The organism is Streptomyces sp. NPDC051452, from assembly GCF_044454765.1.
GTDB lineage: Bacteria > Actinomycetota > Actinomycetes > Streptomycetales > Streptomycetaceae > Streptomyces.
In genome coordinates, this window is sequence record NZ_JBITEB010000003.1 from 530,292 (window position 1) to 553,962 (window position 23,671).

Here is a 23,671-nt window from a genome sequence, read left to right on the forward strand (position 1 = left end):
AGAGGGGGAATGTTTGTTGGATCCGGTAGTGTTAACCTCAAGTCTGCACCCGACCCCACCATGGCGAGGTGCCTCGTGTCCCCGTCCGGGACAGACATTCTTCCGGGAGCCTCCCACGCCACTCCGTGTTCCTTGCGCCGTACCTGGGCAGTACGTCGTATGCGAGCGCTGAGCGGGCCGCCGGGCACGCTCCGGAATCGGTGCTACCACGCCACGTGACACCGCGTGTCACGGCTCGCGGAAGCGCCATCACCAGCAAATCTCTTTCCGCCGCTTTGGCGGACCACCGCCCCGGCACGGTTCGCAGAAGACAGGACCGTAGCCGGACAGCACAACCGGTCGCCGAGCCAGACAGGCCGACGTCCGCTCCAGGGAAGGACCCTTCGTGAGCGACACCACCGATCTGATGGGCGCACGTGTCGAGGAGACCGCTGCCGCGCCCGCCACGGACGCCTCCGCGCCTGCCACCGGTGCCGGCTCCCGGCGGCGCCGCGGTACCGGCCTCGAGGGCATGGTGCTGGCCGAGCTGCAGCAGGTCGCCTCGGGCCTCGGTATCAGGGGCACGGCGCGGATGCGCAAGAGCCAGCTGATCGAGGTCATCAAGGAGGCGCAGGCCGGGGGAGGAGCCCCCAAGGCCGAGGCCGCCACCGAGACCAAGCCCAAGCGCCGGGCCACCTCCAAGGCCCGCACCGGCGAGGCCGCCGACGGCGAGAAGAAGGCCGCGGCCAAGAGCGAGGCCGCCGCCGAGAAGGCCGTGGCCCAGCAGCAGATCGAGATTCCCGGCCAGCCGGCCGGGGGCACCGCCCCGCTCGACCGGAGCCGGGAGAACGGCACGGACGACGCGCCGACCGAGCGCCGTCGTCGTCGCGCCACCGCGGAGGCGGGCAGCCCCGCCGGGAACGGCACCGAGACCGTCGCCGCCGAGGCGAAGGGCGAGGCCAAGGCCGAGACGCAGGCCCAGCAGCAGGGCGAGGCCAAGGGCGACGCCGGTGACGGTGACGGCCGTGGCCGCCGCGACCGCCGCGAGCGCGGCCGCGACCGCGACCGCCGCAACAAGGGTGACGAGCAGCAGGGCCAGGGCGGCCGCCAGGACCGCACCGACCGGCAGGACCGCCCCGACCGCCAGGACCGGCAGGAGCGGCAGGACCGTCAGCAGCAGGGTCAGCAGAGCGGTGGCCGGCAGGACCGCAACACCGGCCCGCAGGACGACGACGACTTCGACGGCGGCCGCCGGGGCCGTCGCGGCCGCTACCGCGACCGCCGTGGCCGCCGTGGCCGCGACGAGATCGCCGAGCCGCAGGTCACCGACGACGACGTCCTGATCCCCGTCGCCGGCATCCTGGACATCCTGGACAACTACGCGTTCATCCGGACCTCCGGCTACCTGCCCGGCCCGAACGACGTGTACGTCTCCCTCGCCCAGGTCCGCAAGAACGGCCTGCGCAAGGGCGACCACCTCACGGGTGCGGTCCGCCAGCCCAAGGAGGGCGAGCGCCGCGAGAAGTTCAACGCGCTGGTCCGCCTCGACTCCGTCAACGGCATGGCGCCCGAACACGGCCGTGGCCGCCCGGAGTTCAACAAGCTGACCCCGCTCTACCCGCAGGACCGCCTCCGCCTGGAGACCGACCCGGGCGTGCTGACGACCCGGATCATCGACCTCGTCGCGCCGATCGGCAAGGGCCAGCGCGGTCTGATCGTGGCTCCGCCGAAGACCGGCAAGACCATGATCATGCAGGCGATCGCCAACGCGATCACGCACAACAACCCCGAGTGCCACCTGATGGTCGTCCTCGTCGACGAGCGTCCGGAAGAGGTCACCGACATGCAGCGGTCGGTGAAGGGCGAGGTCATCTCCTCGACCTTCGACCGCCCGGCCGAGGACCACACCACGGTCGCCGAGCTGGCCATCGAGCGCGCCAAGCGCCTGGTGGAGCTGGGTCACGACGTCGTCGTGCTGCTCGACTCGATCACGCGTCTGGGCCGTGCGTACAACCTGGCCGCCCCGGCCTCCGGCCGCATCCTGTCCGGTGGTGTCGACTCGACGGCCCTCTACCCGCCGAAGCGCTTCTTCGGTGCGGCCCGCAACATCGAGGACGGCGGCTCGCTCACCATCCTCGCCACCGCGCTGGTGGACACGGGCTCCCGCATGGACGAGGTCATCTTCGAGGAGTTCAAGGGCACCGGCAACGCCGAGCTCAAGCTCGACCGGAAGCTCGCGGACAAGCGCATCTTCCCGGCGGTGGACGTCGACGCGTCCGGTACCCGTAAGGAAGAGATCCTGCTCGGCAACGAGGAGCTGGCCGTCACCTGGAAGCTGCGCCGGGTGCTGCACGCGCTGGACCAGCAGCAGGCCATCGAACTGCTGCTGGACAAGATGAAGCAGACGAAGTCGAACGGCGAGTTCCTGATGCAGATCCAGAAGACGACGCCGACCCCCGGCAACGGTGACTGAGCGCCCTTGAGGTGACCCTCGTCGAGACGGTCGCGACCGCCCCCTGTCCTTCGGTGACAGGGGGCGGTCCGCTGTTTGCGGGGGCACCCATGGCGAGACCTTTGCCACAGCCCGGCCGGCCGGCGGGAAGCGCGGGCATGTCCGCCGGGGCGACGAAAACCGCAGGTGAGCGCGGGCCGGAGGAAACACGGTAGCCACGCTGCGTGTCCGTGGGCGCACGGTCCGAAGACTTCGCGTCGTGCAACCCTTTCCCGAGTTTCTCCGTCTGACCGGACGGGGCGACGATGGAGCGGTGACGACCGCGCCTGACCCTGAGAGCAGGGGGTAATCGACCGACGAGACCTAGGAGCGATGTGTCCGCCGACAGCACGCCGGAGCCCGGCATACCGGATCCGGCCCAGACCGGCCCCAGCCGCCGTGGCAAGGGCCGCCGCCGCAAGCCCCAGGGCAGGAGCCGCAAGGCCCTGCTGGTCACGGCCTGGACGGCCGCGGGCGTGGTCGTGCTGGGCGGGGTCGGCGCGGGGTACGTGTACTTCAAGCTCAACGGCAACCTCAAAAGCGTCGACATCGACCAGGCCCTCGGCAACGACCGGCCCACGAAGATCGACAACGGCTCGGAGAACATCCTGGTCCTCGGGTCCGACACACGCGCCGGCAAGAACAGGAAGCTCGGCGGCGGCACCGACGACGGCAGCGCCCGCTCCGACACGGCGATGATCGTCCACGTCTACGAGGGCCACAGGAAGGCCGACGTGGTCTCGATCCCGCGGGACACGCTCGTCGACCGCCCGCAGTGCACCGACACCAAGGGCACCGCGCACCCCGCGGCGTCCGGCGTGATGTTCAACGAGGCCTACTCCACCGGAGGCGCGGCCTGCGCGGTCAAGACCGTCGAGTCGATCAGCGGCATCCGCATGGACCACTACCTGGAGGTCGACTTCGAGGGCTTCCAGAAGCTCGTCGACGACCTCGGCGGGGTCCAGGTCAGCACGACCAGGGCCATCGCCGACCCGCAGAGCCATCTGCACCTCAAGGCCGGCACCCACACCCTCGACGGACAGCAGGCGCTCGGCCTGGTCCGCACCCGGCACGGCGTTGGCGACGGCTCCGACCTGGGCCGCATCCAGCTCCAGCAGGCGTTCGTCAAGGCGCTGATGGACCAGGTCAAGCACGTCGGCGTCTTCTCGAACCCCAAGAAGCTCTACGACCTCGGCGACACCGCGACCAAGTCCGTCACCACCGACTCCGACCTCGGCTCGGTCGACTCCCTGATCGACTTCGCGAACGGCCTCAAGGGCATCAGCTCGTCGCACATGAAGATGGTCACGATGCCGGTCCGCTACGACCCGGCCGACCCCAACCGGGTCCTGTTGGAGAAGTCCAAGGCCCAGCTGGTGTGGAACGCCCTGAAGAACGACAAGCCGATCCCCCGGTCGGCCACCGAGGGAACCGCGACCGGCGAGGCCAAGGGCGTGGTCAACGCCCCGTAAGGGGTTGTCCGCCCCCGCTGGAATAGAACAACCGCACCCCCGGTTTGGGTGGATGGCCCCAGTCCTGGCAGACTGGTACGTCGGCTCCGGTTCACGCACCCGCACCCCGCGGCGGCGACCCGGCGCCCTCCCGGAACCTAGGAGACACCTTGAAGCGCGACATCCACCCCGAGTACGTCGAGACGCAGGTCAGCTGCACCTGTGGCGCGTCGTTCACCACCCGCAGCACCATCGACTCCGGCACCATCCGGGCCGAGGTGTGCTCCGAGTGCCACCCGTTCTACACGGGCAAGCAGAAGATCCTCGACACCGGTGGCCGTGTGGCCCGCTTCGAGGCCCGCTTCGGCAAGGCTGCCGCCGGCTCCAAGAAGTAGCGAGCCCGATTTCGCCGGTCCACGGCCATGCCCTTTCGGGGGTGTGCTGGGGACCGGCGTTTTTGGTCGCCGCCCTACCCTTCACCGCAGTACAGGAGCCGAAAGATGTTCGAGGCCGTCGAGGAACTCGTCGCCGAGCACGCCGATCTGGAGAAGAAGCTCGCCGATCCCTCGGTCCACTCCGACCAGGCGAACGCGCGCAAGCTCAACAAGCGTTACGCCGAGCTGACCCCGATCGTCGCCACGTACCGCTCCTGGAAGCAGACCGGTGACGACATCGAGACCGCGCGCGAGTTCGCCGCCGACGACCCCGACTTCGTGGCCGAGGTCAAGGACCTGGAGAAGCAGCGCGAGGAGCTGACCGAGAAGCTGCGCCTGCTGCTCGTCCCGCGTGACCCCAGTGACGACAAGGACGTCATCCTGGAGATCAAGGCGGGCGCCGGCGGCGACGAGTCGGCGCTGTTCGCGGGCGACCTGCTGCGGATGTACCTGCGCTACGCCGAGCGCGTCGGCTGGAAGACCGAGATCATCGACGCCACCGAGTCCGAGCTGGGCGGCTACAAGGACGTCCAGGTCGCCGTGAAGACCAAGGGCGGTCAGGGCGCCACCGAGCCCGGCCAGGGCGTGTGGGCCCGGCTGAAGTACGAGGGCGGCGTGCACCGCGTGCAGCGCGTGCCGGCCACCGAGTCCCAGGGCCGCATCCACACCTCCGCCGCCGGCGTCCTCGTGACCCCGGAGGCCGAGGAGATCGACGTCGAGATCAACCCCAACGACCTGCGGATCGACGTCTACCGGTCCTCCGGCCCGGGCGGCCAGTCCGTCAACACCACCGACTCCGCCGTGCGCATCACGCACCTTCCCACCGGAGTCGTGGCCTCCTGCCAGAACGAGAAGAGCCAGCTGCAGAACAAGGAGCAGGCCATGCGTATCCTGCGCTCCAGGCTGCTCGCGGCCGCGCAGGAGGAGGCCGAGCGGGAGGCGGCGGACGCCCGCCGCAGCCAGGTGCGCACCGTCGACCGCTCCGAGAAGATCCGCACCTACAACTACCCGGAGAACCGCATTTCCGACCACCGCGTCGGCTTCAAGGCGTACAACCTGGACCAGGTCCTGGACGGCGACCTCGACGCGATGATCCAGGCCTGCGTCGACGCCGACTCGGCGGCGAAGCTGGCGGCCGCGTAAGAGGCGTCCGCACGCACGAGTACGACACGGAGGACTTGCGTGAACCTGCTGCTCGCGGAGGTGGCCCAGGCCACCCAGCGGCTGGCCGACGCCGGCGTGCCCTCGCCGCGCAACGACGCGGAGGAGCTCGCCGCGTTCGTGCACGGGGTGAAGCGCGGCGAACTGCACTCCGTGAAGAACGCGGACTTCGACGCCCGGTACTGGGAGGTCATCGCCCGGCGTGAGCAGCGCGAGCCGCTGCAGCACATCACCGGCCGGGCCTACTTCCGGTATCTGGAGCTCCAGGTCGGGCCGGGCGTCTTCGTGCCCCGGCCCGAGACCGAGTCCGTGGTCGGCTGGGCCATAGACGCCGTACGCGCCATGGACGTCGTCGAGCCGTGCATCGTCGACCTGTGCACCGGCTCCGGCGCCATCGCGCTCGCGCTCGCGCAGGAGGTCCCGCGCTCGCGCGTGCACGCCGTGGAGCTGTCCGAGGACGCCCTGGTGTGGACCCGCAAGAACGTGGCGGGCTCCAGGGTCGACCTGCGCCAGGGCGACGCGCTGAGCGCGTTCCCCGACCTCGACGGCCAGGTCGACCTGGTGATCTCCAACCCGCCGTACATCCCGCTCACCGAGTGGGAGTACGTGGCGCCCGAGGCCCGCGACTACGACCCGGAGCTGGCGCTCTTCTCCGGCGAGGACGGACTCGACCTGATCCGCGGCATCGAGCGCACCGCGCACCGGCTGCTGCGCCCGGGCGGGGTCGTCGTCATCGAGCACGCCGACACCCAGGGCGGACAGGTGCCGTGGATCTTCACAGAGGAGCGGGGTTGGGCCGACGCGGCCGACCACCCCGACCTCAACAACCGTCCCCGCTTCGCCACCGCCCGCAAGGCGCTGCCGTGAGCACCCACGAGACTCTCATCCCGCAGTACGTGTACGAGGAGGCCCGCTAGTTATGGCACGGCGATACGACACCAACGACGCGACCGACCGCGTGACGGGTCTGCGTGAAGCCGCGTCCGCCGTCCGCCGGGGCGAGCTGGTGGTGCTGCCGACCGACACGGTGTACGGCATCGGCGCCGACGCGTTCTCCGCGGAGGCCGTCGCCGACCTGCTCGCCGCCAAGGGCCGGGGCCGCAACATGCCCACCCCCGTCCTCATCGGCTCCCCGAACACCCTGCACGGGCTCGTCACGGACTTCTCCGAGATGGCCTGGGAGCTGGTCGACGCGTTCTGGCCGGGCGCGCTGACCCTGGTCGCCCGGCACCAGCCCTCGCTCCAGTGGGACCTCGGCGACACCCGGGGCACGGTCGCGGTGCGCATGCCGCTGCACCCGGTCGCCATCGAGCTGCTGACCGAGGTCGGCCCCATGGCCGTCTCCTCGGCGAACCTCACCGGCCACCCGGCGCCGGAGGACTGCGACGCAGCCCAGCGGATGCTCGGCGACTCCGTCTCCGTCTACCTCGACGGCGGCCCCACGCCGGGCAACGTGCCGTCCTCCATCGTGGACGTCTCCCGCGAGGTGCCGCTGCTGCTGCGCGAGGGCGCCATCTCCCCGGAGGAGCTGCGCAAGGTCGTACCCGACCTCGAGGTGGCGAATTGACGGCCCCTGAGGCGGGGCGTGGCATAGGCACCGGGGAACGTGCCGCGGAGGAGACGACCACCTTCGGCTTTCCGCGCGACACCTTCCGCATCCTCCATGTCAGCACCGGCAACGTGTGCCGCTCGCCCATCACCGAGCGGCTGACCCGCCATTTCCTGGCGGAGCGGCTCGGCGTGCTCGGCGGCGGGCTGATCGTGGAGAGCGCGGGCACCTGGGGCCACGAGGGCGCCCCCATGGAGGCCAACGCGGAGACGGTGCTGGCCGACTTCGGCGCGGACGCCTCCGGGTTCACCGGCCGGGAGCTGCTGGACGACCACGTCATCACGGCCGACCTCGTGCTGACCGCCACCCGCGACCACCGCTCCCAGGTCATCTCCATGGGCCACTCGGCGGGCCTGCGCACCTTCACCCTGAAGGAGTTCACCCGCCTGGTCCGGGCCATAGACCCGACCACGCTGCCGCCGCTGGAGGAGGGCGTGGTCATGCGGGCCCGTGCCCTGGTGCGTGCCGCGGCCGCGCTGCGCGGATGGCTGCTGGCCCCGACCGCCGAGGCGGACGAGGTCTTCGACCCCTACGGTGCCCCGCTGCCGTTCTTCCGGTCCATCGGCGACGAGATACACCAGGCGCTGGACCCGGTGGTGACGGCGCTGACCGGGGTGCCCGCGCGCACCTGAGACACACCGGCAATCCGGACGGGTGTGAGACCGCGCGTCCCCCGCACCCCGGGCCTACATTGGGGATACGTCACCGTCGACCGCCCGGAGCCCGCCATGTCGGTCACCACCCTCCACGAGACCGAGGCCCTGCGGCGGCAGGACCCGGAGCTGGCCGAGATCCTCCTCGGGGAGGCGCGGCGGCAGTCGACGACGCTCCAGCTCATCGCCGCGGAGAACTTCACCTCGCCCGCCGTGCTGACCGCTCTCGGCTCGCCGCTCGCCAACAAGTACGCCGAGGGCTACCCCGGCGCCCGGCACCACGGCGGCTGTGAGCTGGTGGACGTCGCCGAGCGGCTCGCCATCGAGCGCGCCAAGGCGCTGTTCGGCGCCGAACACGCCAACGTCCAGTCCCACTCGGGCTCTTCGGCCGTTCTGGCCGCCTACGCGGCCCTGCTGCGTCCCGGCGACACCGTCCTCGCGCTCGGCCTGCCCCACGGCGGCCACCTCACCCATGGCTCGCCGGCGAACTTCTCCGGCCGATGGTTCGACTTCGTCGGATACGGCGTCGACGCCGAGACCGGGCTCGTCGACCACGACCAGGTGCGCCATCTGGCCCGCAACCACCGGCCCAAGGCCATCGTCTTCGGCTCCATCGCCTACCCCCGCCACTTCGACCACGCGTTCTTCCGCGAGGTCGCCGACGAGGTCGGGGCCTATCTCATCGCGGACGCGGCGCACCCGATGGGCCTGGTCGCCGGTGGCGCGGCGCCGAGCCCGGTGCCGTACGCGGACATCGTGTGCGCCACCACACACAAGGTGCTGCGCGGTCCGCGCGGCGGGATGATCCTGTGCGGGGCCGAGCTGGCCGAGCGGGTGGACCGGGCCGTCTTCCCGTTCACCCAGGGGGGTGCGCAGATGCACACCATCGCCGCCAAGGCCGTCGCGTTCGGTGAGGCGGCGACCCCGGCGTTCGCGGCGTACGCCCATCAGGTCGTCGCCAACGCGCGGGTGCTCGCCGGTCATCTGGCCGCGGAGGGGCTCGCCGTCATCACCGGTGGCACCGACACGCATCTGATCACCGCCGACCCGGCTCCGCTGGGCGTGGACGGCCGCACCGCCCGCGGCCGGCTGCTCGCCGCCGGTCTGGTGCTGGACACGTGCGCGCTGCCGCACGGCGACGGCCGCGGCCTGCGGCTGGGTACGGCCGCCGTGACCACCCAGGGCATGGGGGAGCCTGAGATGGTGCGGATCGCCGCGCTGCTCGCCTCCGTGCTGCGCGGCGGGACGGAACCGGCGGGGGCGCGGGAGGAGGTGCGCGAGCTCACCGGTAGATTTCCCCCCTACCCCGGCTGAACGCGGCGGGGCGCGGTGCCGTAGACCCTGGTGTGCCCGGCCCGGAACCGAGGCGTACAGCCTCACGTGCAACCATCGTCGCTACCCGGAAGTCCTCATCCATATGCGTCCCTCGCTAGGGTGTGGGGCTGTGATGGCCAGCGAGACCTGTGGGGAAGCCCGTGCGTGAATACCTGCTGACGCTCTGCATCACGGCCGCGGTGACGTACCTGCTGACGGGGCCGGTACGGAAGTTCGCGATCGTGGCCGGGGCGATGCCGGAGATCAGGGCCCGTGACGTGCACCGGGAACCCACTCCGCGGCTCGGCGGTATCGCCATGTTCTTCGGGCTGTGCGCGGGTCTGCTGGTCGCCGATCACCTGGCCAACCTGAACGAGGTCTTCGAGAAGTCGAACGAGCCGCGCGCCCTGCTCTCGGGGGCCGCGCTGATCTGGCTGATCGGGGTCCTCGACGACAAGTTCGAGATCGACGCGCTGATCAAGCTGGGCGGCCAGATGATCGCCGCCGGTGTGATGGTCATGCAGGGTCTGACGATCCTGTGGCTGCCCATCCCCGGCGTCGGCAACGTGGCGCTGACCCAGTGGCAGGGCACACTGCTCACGGTCGCCCTGGTCGTCATCACGATCAACGCCGTGAACTTCGTGGACGGTCTCGACGGCCTCGCGGCGGGCATGGTGTGCATCGCGGCGGCGGCGTTCTTCCTGTACTCGTACCGGATCTGGTACTCCTACGGCATCGAGGCGGCGGCCCCGGCGACGCTGTTCGCGGCGATCCTGATGGGCATGTGCCTGGGCTTCCTGCCGCACAACATGCACCCCGCGCGGATCTTCATGGGCGACTCGGGCTCGATGCTGATCGGGCTGGTGCTGGCCGCCGGCGCGATCTCCGTCACCGGACAGGTCGACCCGGACCAGTTGTTCGACACGTCCGAGCGCAGCACCGTGCACCAGATGGTGCCCGTCTACATCCCGCTGCTGATGCCGCTCACGATCATCGCCGTGCCGGCCGCCGACCTGGTGCTGGCGATCGTCCGGCGTACCTGGCGCGGCCAGTCCCCGTTCGCGGCGGACCGCGGGCACCTGCACCACCGTCTGCTGGAGATCGGCCACTCGCACAGCCGGGCGGTGCTGATCATGTACTTCTGGTCGGCGCTGATCGGCTTCGGGGCGCTGGCGTACTCGGTCAACTCCGCGTCGATGTGGATCGTGCTGGGTGTGGTCTTCCTCAGCGCGATCGGCCTGGTCCTGCTGCTGCTCCCGCGCTTCACCCCGCGGGTGCCGGTGTGGGCGCAGCGGTTCGTGCCGCCGCGCTACCGCAGGAGGCGGCGTCTCGCCGAGGAGGAGATCGCGGCGGACGGCGTCGCGCCCGACGAGGGCGACGGGGTGGCCGAGCCGGCCGAGGCCGAGGCCGGGGAGAGCGGGGAGCGGGCCCCCGTGGTCGCCGGTGTCTCGGGCGTCAACGGGGCGACGGCGATCGGCCCCCGTTCGCGTTTCCTCGACCGCCGCTGAGACGGTCAAGGTAAGAATCTGACTAGAGCATTGCCATCTCGTGGGGGAGCAAAGCCCCCTAATACCAGACAAGTGGGCCCGGTTTTTGCGCAGACGTGCACAGTCACTCTCATGTGTGACAGCAAGCACACCAAGCAGGTAAAGACCTCATCAAATAGTTTGTGATACGGTTCACGAGAACCCCGGAGAGAGCCGAAGGACCCAGTGCGACGGTCCATCGGTGTGAGGTCTCGACCGCCTCGGCCCGGGACTACGCTCGTCCATGACGACACCTGCCCCCCTGTGAAAGCGGAGTTGCCGCCATGCCGTCCAATGACGTCCGGATCCTGACCCAGGCCGCCGTGCCCACGGCTGCCGTCGGCGCGATCGCAGCCGTCGTCAGCGGTGTGGTCGCGGGTGGCAAGGGGGCGATCGGGGCCGTCGTCGCGACGGTGATCGTGATCTTGTTCATGGGGCTCGGTCTCTACGTGCTGCAGCGCACCGCCAAATCGCTTCCGCATCTTTTCCAGGCCATGGGTCTGCTGCTCTACGCGGCGCAGATCCTGCTGCTCTTCGTGTTCATGGCCGCGTTCAAGCACACGACGTTGTTCCACCCCAAGGCTTTCGCGTTCACGCTCCTCGCCGGCACCCTCACCTGGATCGCCGCGCAGACACGAGCGCACATGAAGTCGAAGATTCTCTACGTCGAACCCGAACCGACCTCTTCCACCGCCGAAAAGTCCCACAAGTCGGGGCACTCGTCGTGAGCGGTAGGGCCGGGATAAAGACACATGAGAGACCCTGCTATCGTCCGGTGCCAACTGCGGCATCGCGGGCGCGGGCATCCGAGCTGACGCCTGTTCCATCGCGAGGCGAGATGCCCCACAGCCGCCCCCACATCCGTAACACCAGTCCCGTGCCGAACCGCGGCCGTGCGCCGCGCCGACACAACGAGGTTGCCGTACCTATGCGCCACGCTGAAGGAGCCCGCGGTGAGTGCTGACCCGACGCAGGTGCTCGCCTTCGAGACCGACTGCCACATCTTCAACGGCTGTGGCTTCCCGGCTCCCGGCCTGCACTCGTTCCTGTTCAAGCCCCTGTGGGGCGACGGCGACAGCAACGTGTACTTCAACAAGACCATGCTGCTGGCGCTGCTGGGCTCGATCATCATCGTCGCCTTCTTCTGGGCCGCCTTCCGTAAGCCGAAGGTCGTCCCGGGCAAGCTGCAGATGGTCGCCGAGTCCGGCTACGACTTCATCCGTCGGGGAGTCGTCTACGAGACCATCGGCAAGAAGGAAGGCGAGAAGTACGTCCCGCTGGTCGTCTCGCTGTTCTTCTTCATCTGGATGATGAACCTCTGGTCGGTCATTCCGGTCGCCCAGTTCCCGGTGACGTCGATCATCTCGTACCCGCTCGTCCTCGCGCTGATCGTGTACGTCCTGTGGATCTCGCTGACGTTCAAGCGCCACGGTTTCGTCGGCTTCTTCAAGAACGTCACCGGCTACGACAAGTCGCTCGGCGCGGTACTGCCGCTCGCCATGACCATCGAGTTCTTCTCGAACCTGCTGGTGCGGCCCTTCACCCACGCGGTGCGACTGTTCGCGAACATGTTCGCGGGCCACACCCTGCTGCTGCTCTTCACGATCGCCAGCTGGTACCTGCTGAACGGCATCGGCATCGCCTACGCCGGCGTCAGCTTCATCATGACCATCGTGATGACGGCCTTCGAGCTCTTCATCCAGGCACTGCAGGCGTACGTCTTCGTCCTCCTGACGTGCACCTACATTCAGGGCGCCCTCGCCGAGCACCACTGAGTGCCGCCCCACCCACCCCTGATCGTCCGGTGGCCAACCCCCACCGGTCCGTAAAGAAGAAGGAAGAATCGGCATGTCCGCTCTGCAGACCCTTGCTGCCGCCGGCGTCCACGGCTCCCTCGGTTCCATCGGCTACGGCCTCGCGGCCATCGGCCCCGGCGTCGGCGTCGGCATCATCTTCGGTAACGGCACCCAGGCCCTGGCCCGCCAGCCCGAGGCTGCCGGTCTGATCCGCGCCAACCAGATCCTTGGTTTCGCCTTCTGTGAGGCGCTCGCCCTGATCGGTCTGGTCATGCCGTTCGTCTACGGCACCTGATCCACCGATCAGCGAAAGCCCCCTAGACGAAAGGCACTGACATGAGCCAGCTGCTCATCACGGCGGCCGAGAGCGGGGAAAACCCCCTCATCCCGCCGATCCCCGAGCTTGTCATCGGCCTGCTCGCCTTCGTCATCGTCTTCGGCTTCCTCGCCAAGAAGCTCCTCCCGAACATCAACAAGGTTCTGGAAGAGCGTCGCGAGGCCATCGAGGGCGGTATCGAAAAGGCCGAGGCCGCGCAGACCGAGGCCCAGAGCGTCCTTGAGCAGTACAAGGCCCAGCTCGCCGAGGCCCGGCACGAGGCCGCGCGCCTGCGCCAGGAGGCGCAGGAGCAGGGTGCCGCGCTCATCGCGGAGATGCGGGCCGAGGGCCAGCGTCAGCGCGAGGAGATCATCACCGCCGGCCACGCGCAGATCGAGGCCGACCGCAAGGCCGCCGCGACGGCGCTGCGTCAGGACGTGGGCAAGCTCGCCACCGAACTGGCCGGCAAGCTCGTCGGTGAGTCCCTCGAGGACCACGCCCGGCAGAGCCGTGTGATCGACCGCTTCCTCGGCGAGCTCGAGGAGAAGGCCGAGGCCACGCGATGAACGGAGCGAGCCGCGAGGCACTGGCAGCCGCACGTGAGCGCCTCGACGCGCTGACGGACTCCACGTCCGTGGACGCCGCGCAGCTCGCCGACGAGCTGGCGGCCGTCGCCGCGCTGCTCGACCGCGAGGCCGGCCTGCGCCGGGTCCTCACCGACCCGGCCCAGGCCGGGGAGGCGAAGGCGCAGCTGGTCCAGCGTCTGATCGGTGGCCAGGTCAGCGGCGCGACCGCCGACCTGGTGTCCGGGCTGGCACGGTCCCGCTGGTCGCAGTCCCGCGACCTGGTGGACGCGCTGGAGGAACTGGCGAACATCGCCGACCTCACGGCCGCGGAGAAGACGGGCACGCTCGACGACGTCGAGGACGAGCTGTTCCGGTTCGGCCGGATCGTCACCTCCAGCACCGAGCTGCGCGCCGCGCTGACCGACCGTGCCGCCGGCGCGCAGGCCAAGTCCGAGCTGCTGCACCGGCTGCTCGGCGGACGGGCCAAGCCGGCCACGGAGCGTCTGGTGACGCGCCTGGTGACCGCGCCGCGTGGTCGTAGCCTGGAAGCGGGACTGGAGTCCCTCTCCAAGCTCGCCGCGGAGCGCCGGGACCGCGTGGTCGCCGTCGTCACCTCGGCGGTGCCGCTGAGCGACGGACAGAAGCAGCGCCTCGGCGCGGCCCTGACCAAGCTCTACGGTCGCCGGATCCACCTCAACCTCGACGTCGACCCCGAGGTCGTCGGCGGAGTCCGGGTGCAGGTCGGTGACGAGGTCATCAACGGTTCCCTCGCGGACCGGCTGGAGGACGCGGCCCGCCGCATGGCGAGCTAGCGGAACTCGAGCACTCGACAAGAAGCAGTACGTACTTACGGCCCATGTTGGGCCGTGCAGAGGATTCACCTCTTTCAGGGGGGAGTCCCCATCCCCCCAAAGTGAAACTTCGGGCCCAACAAGGAGAGCAGGGAACCCAGATGGCGGAGCTCACGATCCGGCCGGAGGAGATCCGGGACGCACTGGAGAACTTCGTCCAGTCGTACAAGCCGGACGCGGCCTCGCGCGAGGAGGTCGGTACGGTCACCGTCGCCGGCGACGGTATCGCCAAGATCGAGGGTCTGCCCTCGGCCATGGCGAACGAGCTGCTGAAGTTCGAGGACGGCACCCTCGGTCTCGCGTTGAACCTGGAAGAGCGCGAGATCGGTGCCGTCGTCCTCGGTGAGTTCAGCGGTATCGAGGAGGGTCAGCCGGTCACGCGCACCGGTGAGGTCCTCTCCGTCGCGGTAGGCGAGGGCTACCTCGGCCGCGTCGTCGACCCGCTCGGCCAGCCGATCGACGGCCTCGGCGAGATCGAGACGTCCGGCCGCCGCGCCCTCGAGCTGCAGGCCCCCACGGTCATGCAGCGCAAGTCGGTGCACGAGCCGATGGAGACGGGCTACAAGGCCGTCGACGCGATGACCCCGATCGGCCGTGGTCAGCGTCAGCTGATCATCGGTGACCGCCAGACCGGCAAGACCGCCCTGGCCGTCGACACGATCATCAACCAGCGCGACAACTGGCGCACCGGCGACCCGAAGAAGCAGGTCCGCTGCATCTACGTCGCCATCGGCCAGAAGGGCTCCACCATCGCCGGCGTGCGCCGCGCGCTGGAGGAGAACGGCGCCCTGGAGTACACGACCATCGTCGCCGCCCCGGCGTCCGACCCGGCCGGCTTCAAGTACCTCGCGCCGTACACCGGTTCGGCCATCGGTCAGCAGTGGATGTACGAGGGCAAGCACGTCCTCATCATCTTCGACGACCTGTCGAAGCAGGCCGACGCCTACCGTGCCGTGTCGCTGCTGCTGCGCCGCCCGCCGGGCCGTGAGGCCTACCCGGGTGACGTCTTCTACCTGCACTCCCGCCTGCTGGAGCGCTGCGCCAAGCTCTCCGACGACATGGGTGCCGGTTCGATGACCGGTCTGCCGATCGTCGAGACCAAGGCCAATGACGTCTCGGCGTTCATCCCGACCAACGTCATCTCCATCACCGACGGCCAGTGCTTCCTGGAGTCGGACCTGTTCAACGCCGGTCAGCGCCCCGCGCTGAACGTCGGTATCTCCGTCTCCCGAGTCGGTGGTTCCGCGCAGCACAAGGCGATGCGCCAGGTCTCCGGCCGTCTGCGTGTCGACCTCGCCCAGTTCCGTGAGCTGGAGGCGTTCGCCGCCTTCGGTTCCGACCTGGACGCCGCGTCGAAGTCGCAGCTGGAGCGCGGTCAGCGCATGGTCGAGCTGCTGAAGCAGGACCAGTACCAGCCGATGGCCACCGAGGACCAGGTCGTCTCCGTCTGGGCCGGCACCAACGGCCGTATGGACGACGTCCCGGTCGCCGACATCCGCCGCTTCGAGCGGGAGCTGCTGGACTTCCTGCACCGGAAGTACCAGGGCCTGCTCACCTCCATCCGGGAGGGCGCCAAGATGTCGGACGACACGATCCAGGCCATCGACGACGCGATCGCGGAGTTCAAGAAGCAGTTCGAGACCTCGGACGGGAAGCTGCTCGGCGAGGACACTCCTGCCGCCGCTTCCAAGTGACGTAAGGAAGGGACCTGACTCATGGGAGCCCAGCTCCGGGTCTACAAGCGTCGCATCCGATCCGTCACCGCGACCAAGAAGATCACCAAGGCGATGGAGATGATCGCCGCCTCGCGTGTCGTCAAGGCGCAGCGCAAGGTGGCGGCCTCCACGCCGTACGCGACCGAGCTCACGCGTGCGGTCACGGCGGTCGGCACGGGTTCGAACACCAAGCACCCGCTCACCACGGAGGCGGAGAACCCGGCCCGTGCCGCGGTCCTGCTCCTCACGAGCGACCGCGGTCTGGCCGGTGCCTTCAACTCCAACTCCATCAAGGCCGCGGAGCAGCTGACCGCGCGCCTGGAGCGCGAGGGCAAGCAGGTCGAAACGTTCATCGTCGGCCGGCGCGGTGTCGCCCACTACAACTTCCGCGAGCGCAAGATCTCGGAGTCGTGGACGGGCTTCACCGACGAGCCGTCGTACGCGGACGCCAAGAAGGTCGCGGCGCCTCTGATCGAGGCCATCGAGAAGGAGACGGCGGACGGCGGCGTGGACGAGCTCCACATCGTCTACACCGAGTTCGTCTCGATGATGACGCAGACCGCGCTCGACGCCCGGCTGCTGCCGCTGCGGCTCGAAGAGGTCGCCGAGGAGGCCTCGCCCAAGGGCGAGATCCTCCCGCTGTACGACTTCGAGCCGTCGGCGGAGGACGTCCTCGACGCCCTGCTGCCGCGCTATGTCGAGAGCCGGATCTACAACGCGCTGCTCCAGTCGGCCGCTTCGAAGCACGCCGCCACGCGGCGCGCGATGAAGTCGGCCACCGACAACGCGGGCGAGCTGATCAACACGCTCTCCCGTCTTGCCAATGCGGCCCGCCAGGCCGAAATCACCCAGGAAATCAGCGAGATCGTCGGTGGCGCCAGCGCCTTGGCCGACGCGACCGCGGGGAGTGACCGCTAATGACCACCACTGTTGAGACCGCGACGGCTACGGGCCGCGTCGCCCGGGTCATCGGCCCGGTCGTCGACGTGGAGTTCCCCGTCGACGCGATGCCGGACATCTACAACGCGCTGCACGTCGAGGTGGCCGACCCGGCCAACGCCGGCGAGAAGAAGACGCTGACCCTGGAGGTCGCCCAGCACCTGGGTGACGGCCTGGTCCGCACCATCTCCATGCAGCCCACCGACGGTCTGGTCCGCCAGGCCGCGGTCACCGACACCGGCAACTCCATCACGGTGCCAGTCGGCGACTTCACCAAGGGCAAGGTGTTCAACACCCTCGGTGAGGTGCTGAACGTCGACGAGCAGTACACCGGTGAGCGCTGGGGCATCCACCGCAAGGCGCCGAACTTCGACGAGCTCGAGTCGAAGACCGAGATGTTCGAGACCGGCGTCAAGGTCATCGACCTGCTGACCCCGTACGTCAAGGGCGGCAAGATCGGTCTGTTCGGTGGTGCCGGCGTCGGCAAGACGGTGCTCATCCAGGAGATGATCTACCGCGTCGCCAACAACCACGACGGTGTCTCCGTGTTCGCCGGTGTCGGTGAGCGCACCCGTGAGGGCAACGACCTCATCGAGGAGATGTCGGACTCGGGCGTCATCGACAAGACCGCGCTGGTCTTCGGTCAGATGGACGAGCCCCCGGGCACCCGTCTGCGCGTCGCGCTGGCCGGCCTCACCATGGCCGAGTACTTCCGTGACGTCCAGAAGCAGGACGTGCTGTTCTTCATCGACAACATCTTCCGCTTCACGCAGGCCGGTTCCGAGGTCTCCACGCTGCTCGGCCGTATGCCCTCCGCGGTGGGCTACCAGCCGAACCTGGCCGACGAGATGGGTCTCCTCCAGGAGCGCATCACCTCGACCCGTGGTCACTCGATCACCTCGATGCAGGCGATCTACGTCCCCGCGGACGACCTGACCGACCCGGCCCCGGCCACCACCTTCGCCCACCTCGACGCGACGACGGTGCTCTCCCGTCCGATCTCGGAGAAGGGCATCTACCCGGCCGTGGACCCGCTGGACTCCACGTCCCGCATCCTGGACCCGCGCTACATCGCCGCGGACCACTACAACGCGGCCATGCGGGTGAAGTCGGTACTGCAGAAGTACAAGGACCTCCAGGACATCATCGCGATCCTCGGTATCGACGAGCTGGGCGAAGAGGACAAGCTCGTCGTCCACCGGGCCCGTCGTGTGGAGCGCTTCCTGTCCCAGAACACCCACGTCGCCAAGCAGTTCACCGGCGTCGACGGGTCGGACGTCCCGCTGGACGAGTCGATCGCGGCCTTCAACGCGATCATCGACGGCGAGTACGACCACTTCCCGGAGCAGGCGTTCTTCATGTGCGGTGGCATTGAGGACCTCAAGGCCAACGCCAAGGAGCTGGGCGTCTCCTGAGCCTCGTGCTCGGCTGAGGGGGCGGGCCGCGTCCCGCCCCCTCAGCCACGCCCCTTAGAATTGACCCCAACACCCGGCACTACCGCCGGGTGGTGACCCGAGGAGCCACCCTTGGCTGCTGAGCTGCACGTCGAGCTGGTCGCCGCCGACCGCCAGGTCTGGTCCGGCGAGGCCACCCTGGTCGTGGCGCGTACCACGTCCGGCGACATCGGCGTCATGCCCGGTCACCAGCCGCTGCTCGGTGTGCTGGAGTCGGGCCCGGTGACCATCCGTACGAGTGATGGTGGAACGGTCGTCGCCGCGGTGCACGGCGGTTTCATCTCGTTCGCGGACGACAAGCTGTCGCTGCTGGCGGAGATCGCGGAGCTGTCGGACGAGATCGATGTCCAGCGCACGGAGCGGGAGCTGGAGCGTGCGAAGGCGGAGGGCGACGCCGCCGCCGAGCGCCGCGCGGACGTCCGTCTCCGTGCGGCGACGGGGCGCTGACCCAGTCGCCCTGTACGTTGACGTCACTCAGCCGCGGCCGGCCCGGAGTAATCCGGTGCCGGTCGCGGCTGAGGTAGATGTGGGTGTTTTTTCCGTTTCATTACTCAGTCGCAGAAGCAGTTCCCCTACCTAGGAGACGAGGAGGTCGGTGCCGATGGTCCTCGCTCTGACTGTGTGCGGGATCGTGGTCGCGCTCGTGGTGGTGGGACTGTTCCTGTTCGGGCTGCGGCGCAGACTGATCCAGCGTTCCGGCGGGACCTTCGACTGTTCCCTGCGCTGGGACACGGCCGGGAAAGCCGACGGCGGCGGCAAGGGCTGGAGCTACGGCGTCGCCCGCTACAACGGCGACCGCATCGAGTGGTACCGCGTCTTCTCCTACGCCTACCGCCCCCGCCGGGTGCTGGAGCGTGCGCAGATCGAGGTGGCCGGCCGCCGGCTGCCCGAGGGCGAGGAGGAGCTGGCGCTGCTCTCCGACGCGGTGGTCCTGGCCTGTGTGCACCGGGGTACGAGCCTCGAACTCGCCATGAGCGAAGACGCGCTGACCGGATTCCTCGCGTGGCTGGAGGCAGCCCCGCCCGGTCAGCGCGTCAATGTGGCTTAGCGCCGTACTGCGGAGATTTCCGCAGCTTGTTACAGGTTGTTGCTGATGGCGCTCACCAGTTCACCGTTGGTGGTGTCACCGCTGAACTCCCAGAAGAACGCTCCGCCGAGGCCCTGGCTCTTGGCCCAGGCCATCTTGCTCGCGATGGTGGCCGGGGTGTCGTAGGACCACCAGTTGCTGCCGCAGTGCGCGTAGGCCGTGCCGGCGACGGTGCCGGTGGCCGGGCAGGACGACTTCAGGACCTTGTAGTCCTCGATGCCCTGCTCGTAGGTGCCCGCCGCCGGGCCCGTGGCCGTGCCGCCCGGGGCGTCCTGGGTGACGCCGGTCCAGCCGCGGCCGTAGAAGCCGATGCCGATCAGCAGCTTCTTGGCGGGGACGCCGACCGCCTTGTACTTGGCCAGCGCGTCGGCGGTGGTGAAGCCGTCCTTCGGGATGCCGCTGTACGAGTTCAGCGGGGAGTGCGGGGCGGTCGGGCCCTTGGCGTCCCAGGCGCCGAAGAAGTCGTACGTCATCACGTTGTACCAGTCGACGTACTGGGCGGCGCCCGCGTAGTCGGCGGCCTCGATCTTGCCGCCGGCCGAGCCGTCGGCCGTGGTGGCCGCGGTGACCAGGTTGCCGGAGCCGAACTTGGCGCGCAGGGCGGCCATCACGTTCTTGAAGGCGGCCGCGCCACTGGTGTCGCAGGTCAGCCCGCAGGCGTTCGGGTACTCCCAGTCGATGTCGATGCCGTCGAAGACATCGGCCCAGCGCGGGTCCTCGACCAGGTTGTAGCAGGACTGGGCGAAGGCGGTGGGGTTGGCCGCCGCCTGTGCGAAGCCGCCGGACCAGGTCCAGCCGCCGAAGGACCACAGCACCTTGAGGCCGGGGTACTTGGCCTTCAGCTCGCGCAACTGGTTGAAGTTGCCGCGCAGCGGCTGGTCCCAGGTGTCGGCGACGCCGCTGACGGACTGGTCGGCGGTGAACGCCTTGTCGTAGTCGGCGTAGGAGTCGCCGATCGCGCACTGGCCGTTCGTCACGTTGCCGAAGGCGTAGTTGATGTGCGTGATCTTCGACGCGGAGCCGGACGTCACCAGGTTCTTGACGTTGTAGTTGCGGCCGTAGATGCCCCACTCGGTGAAGTAGCCGAGCTTGACCTTGTCACCGGTGGGCGGGGGAGTGGTGCCGCCGCCGGTGGTGTGCACGGCGACCGCGCCGCTGACCGGGCCGGTCTGGTTGGCGGTGTCCCGGGCCTGCACGGTGTAGGAGTAGTCGGTGCCGGCGGTCAGGCCGGTGTCGGTGTACGACGTCGTCGTCACCGTGGAGACGACCTTGCCGTCGCGCAGGACGTCGTAGTTCTTGATGCCCTTGTCGTCGGTGGCCGCGCCCCAGGCGAGCTTCACCGAGGTGTCGGTGACGCCGGAGGCGGTCGGGGTGCCGGGGGCGGAGGGCGCCGCGTCACCGGGGACGGTCGTGCCGTCGCAGCTGTCGCCGTTCAGCTTGCAGTTGGACGGCGAGCCGGGGCCCGCGCCGTTGAAGCCGAAGGAGACCGAGGCGCCGGGGGCGAGGGTGCCGTTGTAGGACTTGTTCTTGGCGGTCCAGTGGTTGCCCGAGCTGGTGACGTCCGCGTCCCACGCCGAGCTGACGGACGTACCGGAGGGGAAGTCCCACTCGACGGTCCAGGAACTGATGCTGGAGCTGCCGGTGTTCTTGATGGTCCACTGGCCGCCGAAGCCGGTTCCCCAGTCGCTGGTCTTGGTGAAGCCGGCCGTCGCGTTGGCCGCGGCCTGGGCGGGGCTCGCGAGGCCGACCAGGCCGGCCAGGGGGAGCAACAGGGTCGCGAACCCTGCCGCGGCTCTGTGTCTGAAACGCATGCTGCGCCTCCCTCTTCATCGGGGGTGTCACGGGCATGACTGAGCCTCCACGCCCGTCAGTGCTGCGAGAGTAGAAAGGTCTGGACCACAGGTCAATAGGTCTGGACCAGTTGCTCCCGCTCCCCTCGGGACCCCCAACTCCAGTGCCGGTACGGCGGCTTGGTCCCTGCTGCGCCGTTCCGGCGGGACCGGTGGACGGCTGACGTGCGTCTTCACCGTGCCCCGCGCCCTCCACCCGCCGCCCGCGCGACCCTCGTCGAACGAGGGGTCGTACCCTGACCGGCGACGAGGAGGGCGCATGGGTGACGTGACAGGCTCCGGCACGGTCCTGGTCGTGGACGACGACGCCGCGATCCGCCGCTCCCTGGAGCGCGGACTGAGGCTGAACGGCTTCGCGGTGCGGACCGCGGCCGGCGGTGCCGAAGCGCTCGATCTGATCGAGGGTGCCTCGCCGGACGTCCTCGTGCTGGACGTGTCGATGCCGGGGATGAGCGGTATCGAGCTGTGCGCGCGGCTCCGGGGCGCGGGCAGCGACCTGCCGGTGCTCATGCTCTCCGCGCTCGACGAGACCGCCGACCGTATCGCCGGACTCCAGGCGGGCGGCGATGACTACCTGGTCAAACCGTTCGCGCTGCGGGAACTGGTGCTGCGGCTGCACGCCCTGCTGCGCCGTCGGCCCCCGGCCGGCCGGGAAGTGCTGCGGGTCGCGGGACTGGTGATCGATCCGGCGGCCCGTACCGCCGAGCTGGACGGCCGCCCGCTGGAGCTGACCCGCCGCGAGTTCGAACTGCTGGAGGTGCTCGCCCGCAACGCGGGGCTGGTGCTCACCCGAGACCAGCTGCTGGAGCGGGTTTGGGGCTACGACTTCGACGTGCGTACCGACGCCGTCGACACCTTCGTCAGCTATCTGCGGCGCAAGCTGGAGGCGGACGGGAGCGGCCGGCTGGTCCACACGGTACGCGGGGTCGGTTTCGTGCTCCGGGAAGCACGGGGCGCCCGGTGAGACTCTCCACCCGCGTCGGCCTCACCGTCGGCTGCACCGTCCCGCTGCTGGTCCTGGCCTCCGGCTGGCTGCTGCTGCACCTGGTCGCCCGCGACCTGCACCGCGCCGAGGACCAGCACCTCAGGCAGCGGGCCACGGCCCTCGCCCCGGACGCCCGGTCCCTGCTGCGGGCCTCGGCGAACGGCCGTCCCAAGGCCGCCGACACCAGGGAACGGCGGCTGTTCAGCGCGGCCCTCGACGTCGGCGTACGGGTCGTCGGACCGGACGCCGACTTCAGCGGCGGGCCCCAGCCCGGCCGCTCGGCGGTCCTGCCCGCCCCCACCGACGGACCGGTCACCGTCCGCGACGGCGGCCGGAGCTGGCGCGCCCTTGCCCGGCCGGTGCGGGGCGCCACCGCGTCCGGCACGCTGTGGGTCTTCGCCACCGACACCGCCGACCGTTCCCAACTCGGACTCGTGCGGCGCCGGGTGGCGTTCACCGCGCTGCTCGCCGCGCCCCTGTCCGGTCTGCTCGCCTGGGGCCTGGCCGCCGGTGCGAGCGCCCCGCTGCGGCGGCTGACGCGGCGTACCGCGGGCCTCGACCCGCGCGCCAGCAGTGCCCGGCTCGACCACCGGCGCACCGGGGTGACGGAGGTCGACGAGCTGGCGGCGACCGTACGGACCGTCCTCGCCCGGTACGACGAACAGGCCGCCCGCACCGCCGAGGCGTTGGAGACCGCCCGCTCCTTCTCCTCGGCCGCCGCGCACGAACTGCGCACGCCGCTGATGAGCATGGGCACCAATCTCGACATCCTCGCCGGCCACCCCACTCTGCCCGAACCGGACCGTGCCGAGGTCGTCACCGATCTGCTGCGCGAACACGCCCGGCTGCTCGGCCTGTTGGTGATGCTCCGCGAGCTGGGGCGCGGCGACCTGGTGGAGGCCGACGCCCTGCGGACCGTCGACCTGTCCGAGGTGGCCGAGGCCGCCGTCGCCGAGGCGCGCCGCGGCGCACCGGACGCCGACGTCCGCCTGGACGCCACGCCCGGGCTCACCGTGCACGGCTGGGAGCCCGGGCTGCGGATGCTGCTGGACAACCTGGTCGGCAACGCGCTCGCCCATGGCCGCGACAGCGGGGGCCGGGCCAGGGTGCGGGTGGGGGTGCGCGGTCTGCCGGGCCAGCTGCTGATCACCGTCGACGATCACGGACCCGGTGTGCCCCCCGAGGCCCGCGGGCGCGTCTTCGAGCGGTTCCGGCGCGGCCCGGACAGCGCGGGCTCAGGGCTCGGCCTCACCCTCGTCGCCCAGCAGACGGCGCTGCACCGGGGCAGCGTCACCGTGCTGGACGGCCCGGACGGCGTGGGAGCCCGCTTCGAGGTACGGCTGCCCTCGGACGGCGGCGGCCCGCCCGGCCGGCGGAACTGGCTGATCGGCACGGCCGGGGCGAACCGGTCACAGAGTTTCCCCAAAGAGCTTCCCTAGCCTGTCGTCGCGACGGACGGCCGGCCGTGGCCGTCGGGGAAGTGAACGGAGAGGC

22 protein-coding genes are annotated in these 23,671 nt (G+C 69.8%); 21 read left to right on the top strand and 1 reads right to left on the bottom strand.

Features of this window, described 5'->3' with window-relative positions; genetic code table 11:
• Positions 1-385: 385 nt before the first annotated feature.
• The 19 genes from rho (at position 386) to ACIBA9_RS11910 (ending at position 19,303) form a co-directional block, all read left to right on the top strand.
• Entirely contained in the window at positions 386-2,452 is a 2,067-nt protein-coding gene (rho, locus tag ACIBA9_RS11820; RefSeq protein ID WP_399361960.1) for a transcription termination factor Rho, read from the top strand.
• Positions 2,453-2,805: 353 nt separating this feature from the next.
• Positions 2,806-3,942 carry an LCP family protein gene (locus tag ACIBA9_RS11825; protein WP_399361962.1) on the top strand — a complete coding sequence of 379 codons (1,137 nt, stop codon included), beginning with the start codon at positions 2,806-2,808 and terminating at the stop codon, positions 3,940-3,942.
• Positions 3,943-4,091: 149 nt separating this feature from the next.
• The gene (rpmE, locus tag ACIBA9_RS11830) at positions 4,092-4,316 is read left to right on the top strand and encodes a 50S ribosomal protein L31 (protein WP_018571447.1); all 225 of its coding nucleotides are present in this window, start codon (positions 4,092-4,094) and stop codon (positions 4,314-4,316) included.
• A 105-nt stretch (positions 4,317-4,421) separates the two neighbouring features.
• On the top strand, positions 4,422-5,498 hold the full coding sequence (gene prfA / locus ACIBA9_RS11835; RefSeq protein WP_362163105.1) for a peptide chain release factor 1: 1,077 nt from the start codon (positions 4,422-4,424) through the stop codon (positions 5,496-5,498).
• A gap of 39 nt (positions 5,499-5,537) precedes the next feature.
• Positions 5,538-6,383 (top strand): peptide chain release factor N(5)-glutamine methyltransferase, encoded by an 846-nt coding sequence (gene prmC / locus ACIBA9_RS11840; protein WP_362163103.1) that lies wholly within the window; start codon positions 5,538-5,540, stop codon positions 6,381-6,383.
• 52 nt (positions 6,384-6,435) lie between these two features.
• Positions 6,436-7,083 carry an L-threonylcarbamoyladenylate synthase gene (locus tag ACIBA9_RS11845; RefSeq protein WP_362163101.1) on the top strand — a complete coding sequence of 216 codons (648 nt, stop codon included), beginning with the start codon at positions 6,436-6,438 and terminating at the stop codon, positions 7,081-7,083.
• A complete protein-coding gene (locus tag ACIBA9_RS11850; RefSeq protein WP_399361965.1) occupies positions 7,080-7,757 on the top strand; it encodes a protein-tyrosine-phosphatase in 678 nt (225 codons plus the stop codon). Before ACIBA9_RS11845 ends, ACIBA9_RS11850 begins: the two co-directional genes overlap by 4 nt.
• Before the next feature lie 96 nt (positions 7,758-7,853).
• Positions 7,854-9,092, top strand: a complete 1,239-nt coding sequence (gene glyA / locus ACIBA9_RS11855) for a serine hydroxymethyltransferase (RefSeq protein ID WP_399361967.1) — start codon at positions 7,854-7,856, stop codon at positions 9,090-9,092.
• A gap of 161 nt (positions 9,093-9,253) precedes the next feature.
• Positions 9,254-10,600, top strand: coding sequence for an MraY family glycosyltransferase (locus tag ACIBA9_RS11860; protein WP_399361969.1), 1,347 nt, complete (start codon positions 9,254-9,256; stop codon positions 10,598-10,600).
• Between the two features lie 302 nt (positions 10,601-10,902).
• Positions 10,903-11,346 carry a hypothetical protein gene (locus ACIBA9_RS11865; protein WP_362163093.1) on the top strand — a complete coding sequence of 148 codons (444 nt, stop codon included), beginning with the start codon at positions 10,903-10,905 and terminating at the stop codon, positions 11,344-11,346.
• A 225-nt stretch (positions 11,347-11,571) separates the two neighbouring features.
• Positions 11,572-12,393 carry a F0F1 ATP synthase subunit A gene (gene atpB / locus ACIBA9_RS11870; protein ID WP_399361971.1) on the top strand — a complete coding sequence of 274 codons (822 nt, stop codon included), beginning with the start codon at positions 11,572-11,574 and terminating at the stop codon, positions 12,391-12,393.
• 73 nt (positions 12,394-12,466) lie between these two features.
• On the top strand, positions 12,467-12,709 hold the full coding sequence (locus ACIBA9_RS11875; RefSeq protein WP_352224704.1) for a F0F1 ATP synthase subunit C: 243 nt from the start codon (positions 12,467-12,469) through the stop codon (positions 12,707-12,709).
• Between the two features lie 41 nt (positions 12,710-12,750).
• A complete protein-coding gene (locus ACIBA9_RS11880; RefSeq protein WP_399361973.1) occupies positions 12,751-13,296 on the top strand; it encodes a F0F1 ATP synthase subunit B in 546 nt (181 codons plus the stop codon).
• Positions 13,293-14,108: a F0F1 ATP synthase subunit delta gene (locus tag ACIBA9_RS11885; protein WP_399361975.1), complete on the top strand. Its 816-nt coding sequence runs from the start codon at positions 13,293-13,295 to the stop codon at positions 14,106-14,108. Before ACIBA9_RS11880 ends, ACIBA9_RS11885 begins: the two co-directional genes overlap by 4 nt.
• A gap of 140 nt (positions 14,109-14,248) precedes the next feature.
• On the top strand, positions 14,249-15,841 hold the full coding sequence (gene atpA / locus ACIBA9_RS11890; RefSeq protein WP_399361977.1) for a F0F1 ATP synthase subunit alpha: 1,593 nt from the start codon (positions 14,249-14,251) through the stop codon (positions 15,839-15,841).
• Between the two features lie 21 nt (positions 15,842-15,862).
• Positions 15,863-16,780: a F0F1 ATP synthase subunit gamma gene (locus ACIBA9_RS11895; protein ID WP_399361979.1), complete on the top strand. Its 918-nt coding sequence runs from the start codon at positions 15,863-15,865 to the stop codon at positions 16,778-16,780.
• Positions 16,780-18,216: a F0F1 ATP synthase subunit beta gene (gene atpD, locus ACIBA9_RS11900; RefSeq protein WP_399361981.1), complete on the top strand. Its 1,437-nt coding sequence runs from the start codon at positions 16,780-16,782 to the stop codon at positions 18,214-18,216. The genes ACIBA9_RS11895 and atpD overlap by 1 nt, the downstream gene beginning before the upstream one ends.
• Before the next feature lie 111 nt (positions 18,217-18,327).
• Positions 18,328-18,702 carry a F0F1 ATP synthase subunit epsilon gene (locus ACIBA9_RS11905; protein ID WP_362163079.1) on the top strand — a complete coding sequence of 125 codons (375 nt, stop codon included), beginning with the start codon at positions 18,328-18,330 and terminating at the stop codon, positions 18,700-18,702.
• 154 nt (positions 18,703-18,856) lie between these two features.
• The gene (locus ACIBA9_RS11910; RefSeq protein WP_399361983.1) at positions 18,857-19,303 is read left to right on the top strand and encodes a DUF2550 domain-containing protein; all 447 of its coding nucleotides are present in this window, start codon (positions 18,857-18,859) and stop codon (positions 19,301-19,303) included.
• 29 nt (positions 19,304-19,332) lie between these two features.
• Here the strand turns inward: ACIBA9_RS11910 and ACIBA9_RS11915 are convergent, their stop codons facing one another.
• Positions 19,333-21,153, bottom strand: coding sequence for a glycosyl hydrolase family 18 protein (locus tag ACIBA9_RS11915; RefSeq protein WP_399361985.1), 1,821 nt, complete (start codon positions 21,151-21,153; stop codon positions 19,333-19,335).
• 298 nt (positions 21,154-21,451) lie between these two features.
• Here ACIBA9_RS11915 and ACIBA9_RS11920 point away from each other — a divergent pair, with 298 nt between their 5' ends.
• Positions 21,452-22,156 carry a response regulator transcription factor gene (locus ACIBA9_RS11920; RefSeq protein ID WP_399361987.1) on the top strand — a complete coding sequence of 235 codons (705 nt, stop codon included), beginning with the start codon at positions 21,452-21,454 and terminating at the stop codon, positions 22,154-22,156.
• Positions 22,153-23,616 carry an ATP-binding protein gene (locus ACIBA9_RS11925; protein ID WP_399361989.1) on the top strand — a complete coding sequence of 488 codons (1,464 nt, stop codon included), beginning with the start codon at positions 22,153-22,155 and terminating at the stop codon, positions 23,614-23,616. Before ACIBA9_RS11920 ends, ACIBA9_RS11925 begins: the two co-directional genes overlap by 4 nt.
• The last annotated feature ends 55 nt before the right edge of the window (positions 23,617-23,671 follow it).

Excerpts from the sequence above, each read along its gene's own strand:
- prfA (WP_362163105.1), top strand. The coding sequence starts at position 4,422 with ATGTTCGAGGCCGTCGAGGAACTCGTCGCCGAGCACGCCGATCTGGAG.
- ACIBA9_RS11845 (WP_362163101.1), top strand. The coding sequence starts at position 6,436 with ATGGCACGGCGATACGACACCAACGACGCGACCGACCGCGTGACGGGT.
- glyA (WP_399361967.1), top strand. The coding sequence starts at position 7,854 with ATGTCGGTCACCACCCTCCACGAGACCGAGGCCCTGCGGCGGCAGGAC.
- ACIBA9_RS11865 (WP_362163093.1), top strand. The coding sequence starts at position 10,903 with ATGCCGTCCAATGACGTCCGGATCCTGACCCAGGCCGCCGTGCCCACG.
- ACIBA9_RS11875 (WP_352224704.1), top strand. The coding sequence starts at position 12,467 with ATGTCCGCTCTGCAGACCCTTGCTGCCGCCGGCGTCCACGGCTCCCTC.
- ACIBA9_RS11880 (WP_399361973.1), top strand. The coding sequence starts at position 12,751 with ATGAGCCAGCTGCTCATCACGGCGGCCGAGAGCGGGGAAAACCCCCTC.
- ACIBA9_RS11885 (WP_399361975.1), top strand. The coding sequence starts at position 13,293 with ATGAACGGAGCGAGCCGCGAGGCACTGGCAGCCGCACGTGAGCGCCTC.
- atpA (WP_399361977.1), top strand. The coding sequence starts at position 14,249 with ATGGCGGAGCTCACGATCCGGCCGGAGGAGATCCGGGACGCACTGGAG.
- ACIBA9_RS11895 (WP_399361979.1), top strand. The coding sequence starts at position 15,863 with ATGGGAGCCCAGCTCCGGGTCTACAAGCGTCGCATCCGATCCGTCACC.
- atpD (WP_399361981.1), top strand. The coding sequence starts at position 16,780 with ATGACCACCACTGTTGAGACCGCGACGGCTACGGGCCGCGTCGCCCGG.
- ACIBA9_RS11910 (WP_399361983.1), top strand. The coding sequence starts at position 18,857 with ATGGTCCTCGCTCTGACTGTGTGCGGGATCGTGGTCGCGCTCGTGGTG.
- ACIBA9_RS11915 (WP_399361985.1), bottom strand. The coding sequence starts at position 21,153 with ATGCGTTTCAGACACAGAGCCGCGGCAGGGTTCGCGACCCTGTTGCTC.
- ACIBA9_RS11920 (WP_399361987.1), top strand. The coding sequence starts at position 21,452 with ATGGGTGACGTGACAGGCTCCGGCACGGTCCTGGTCGTGGACGACGAC.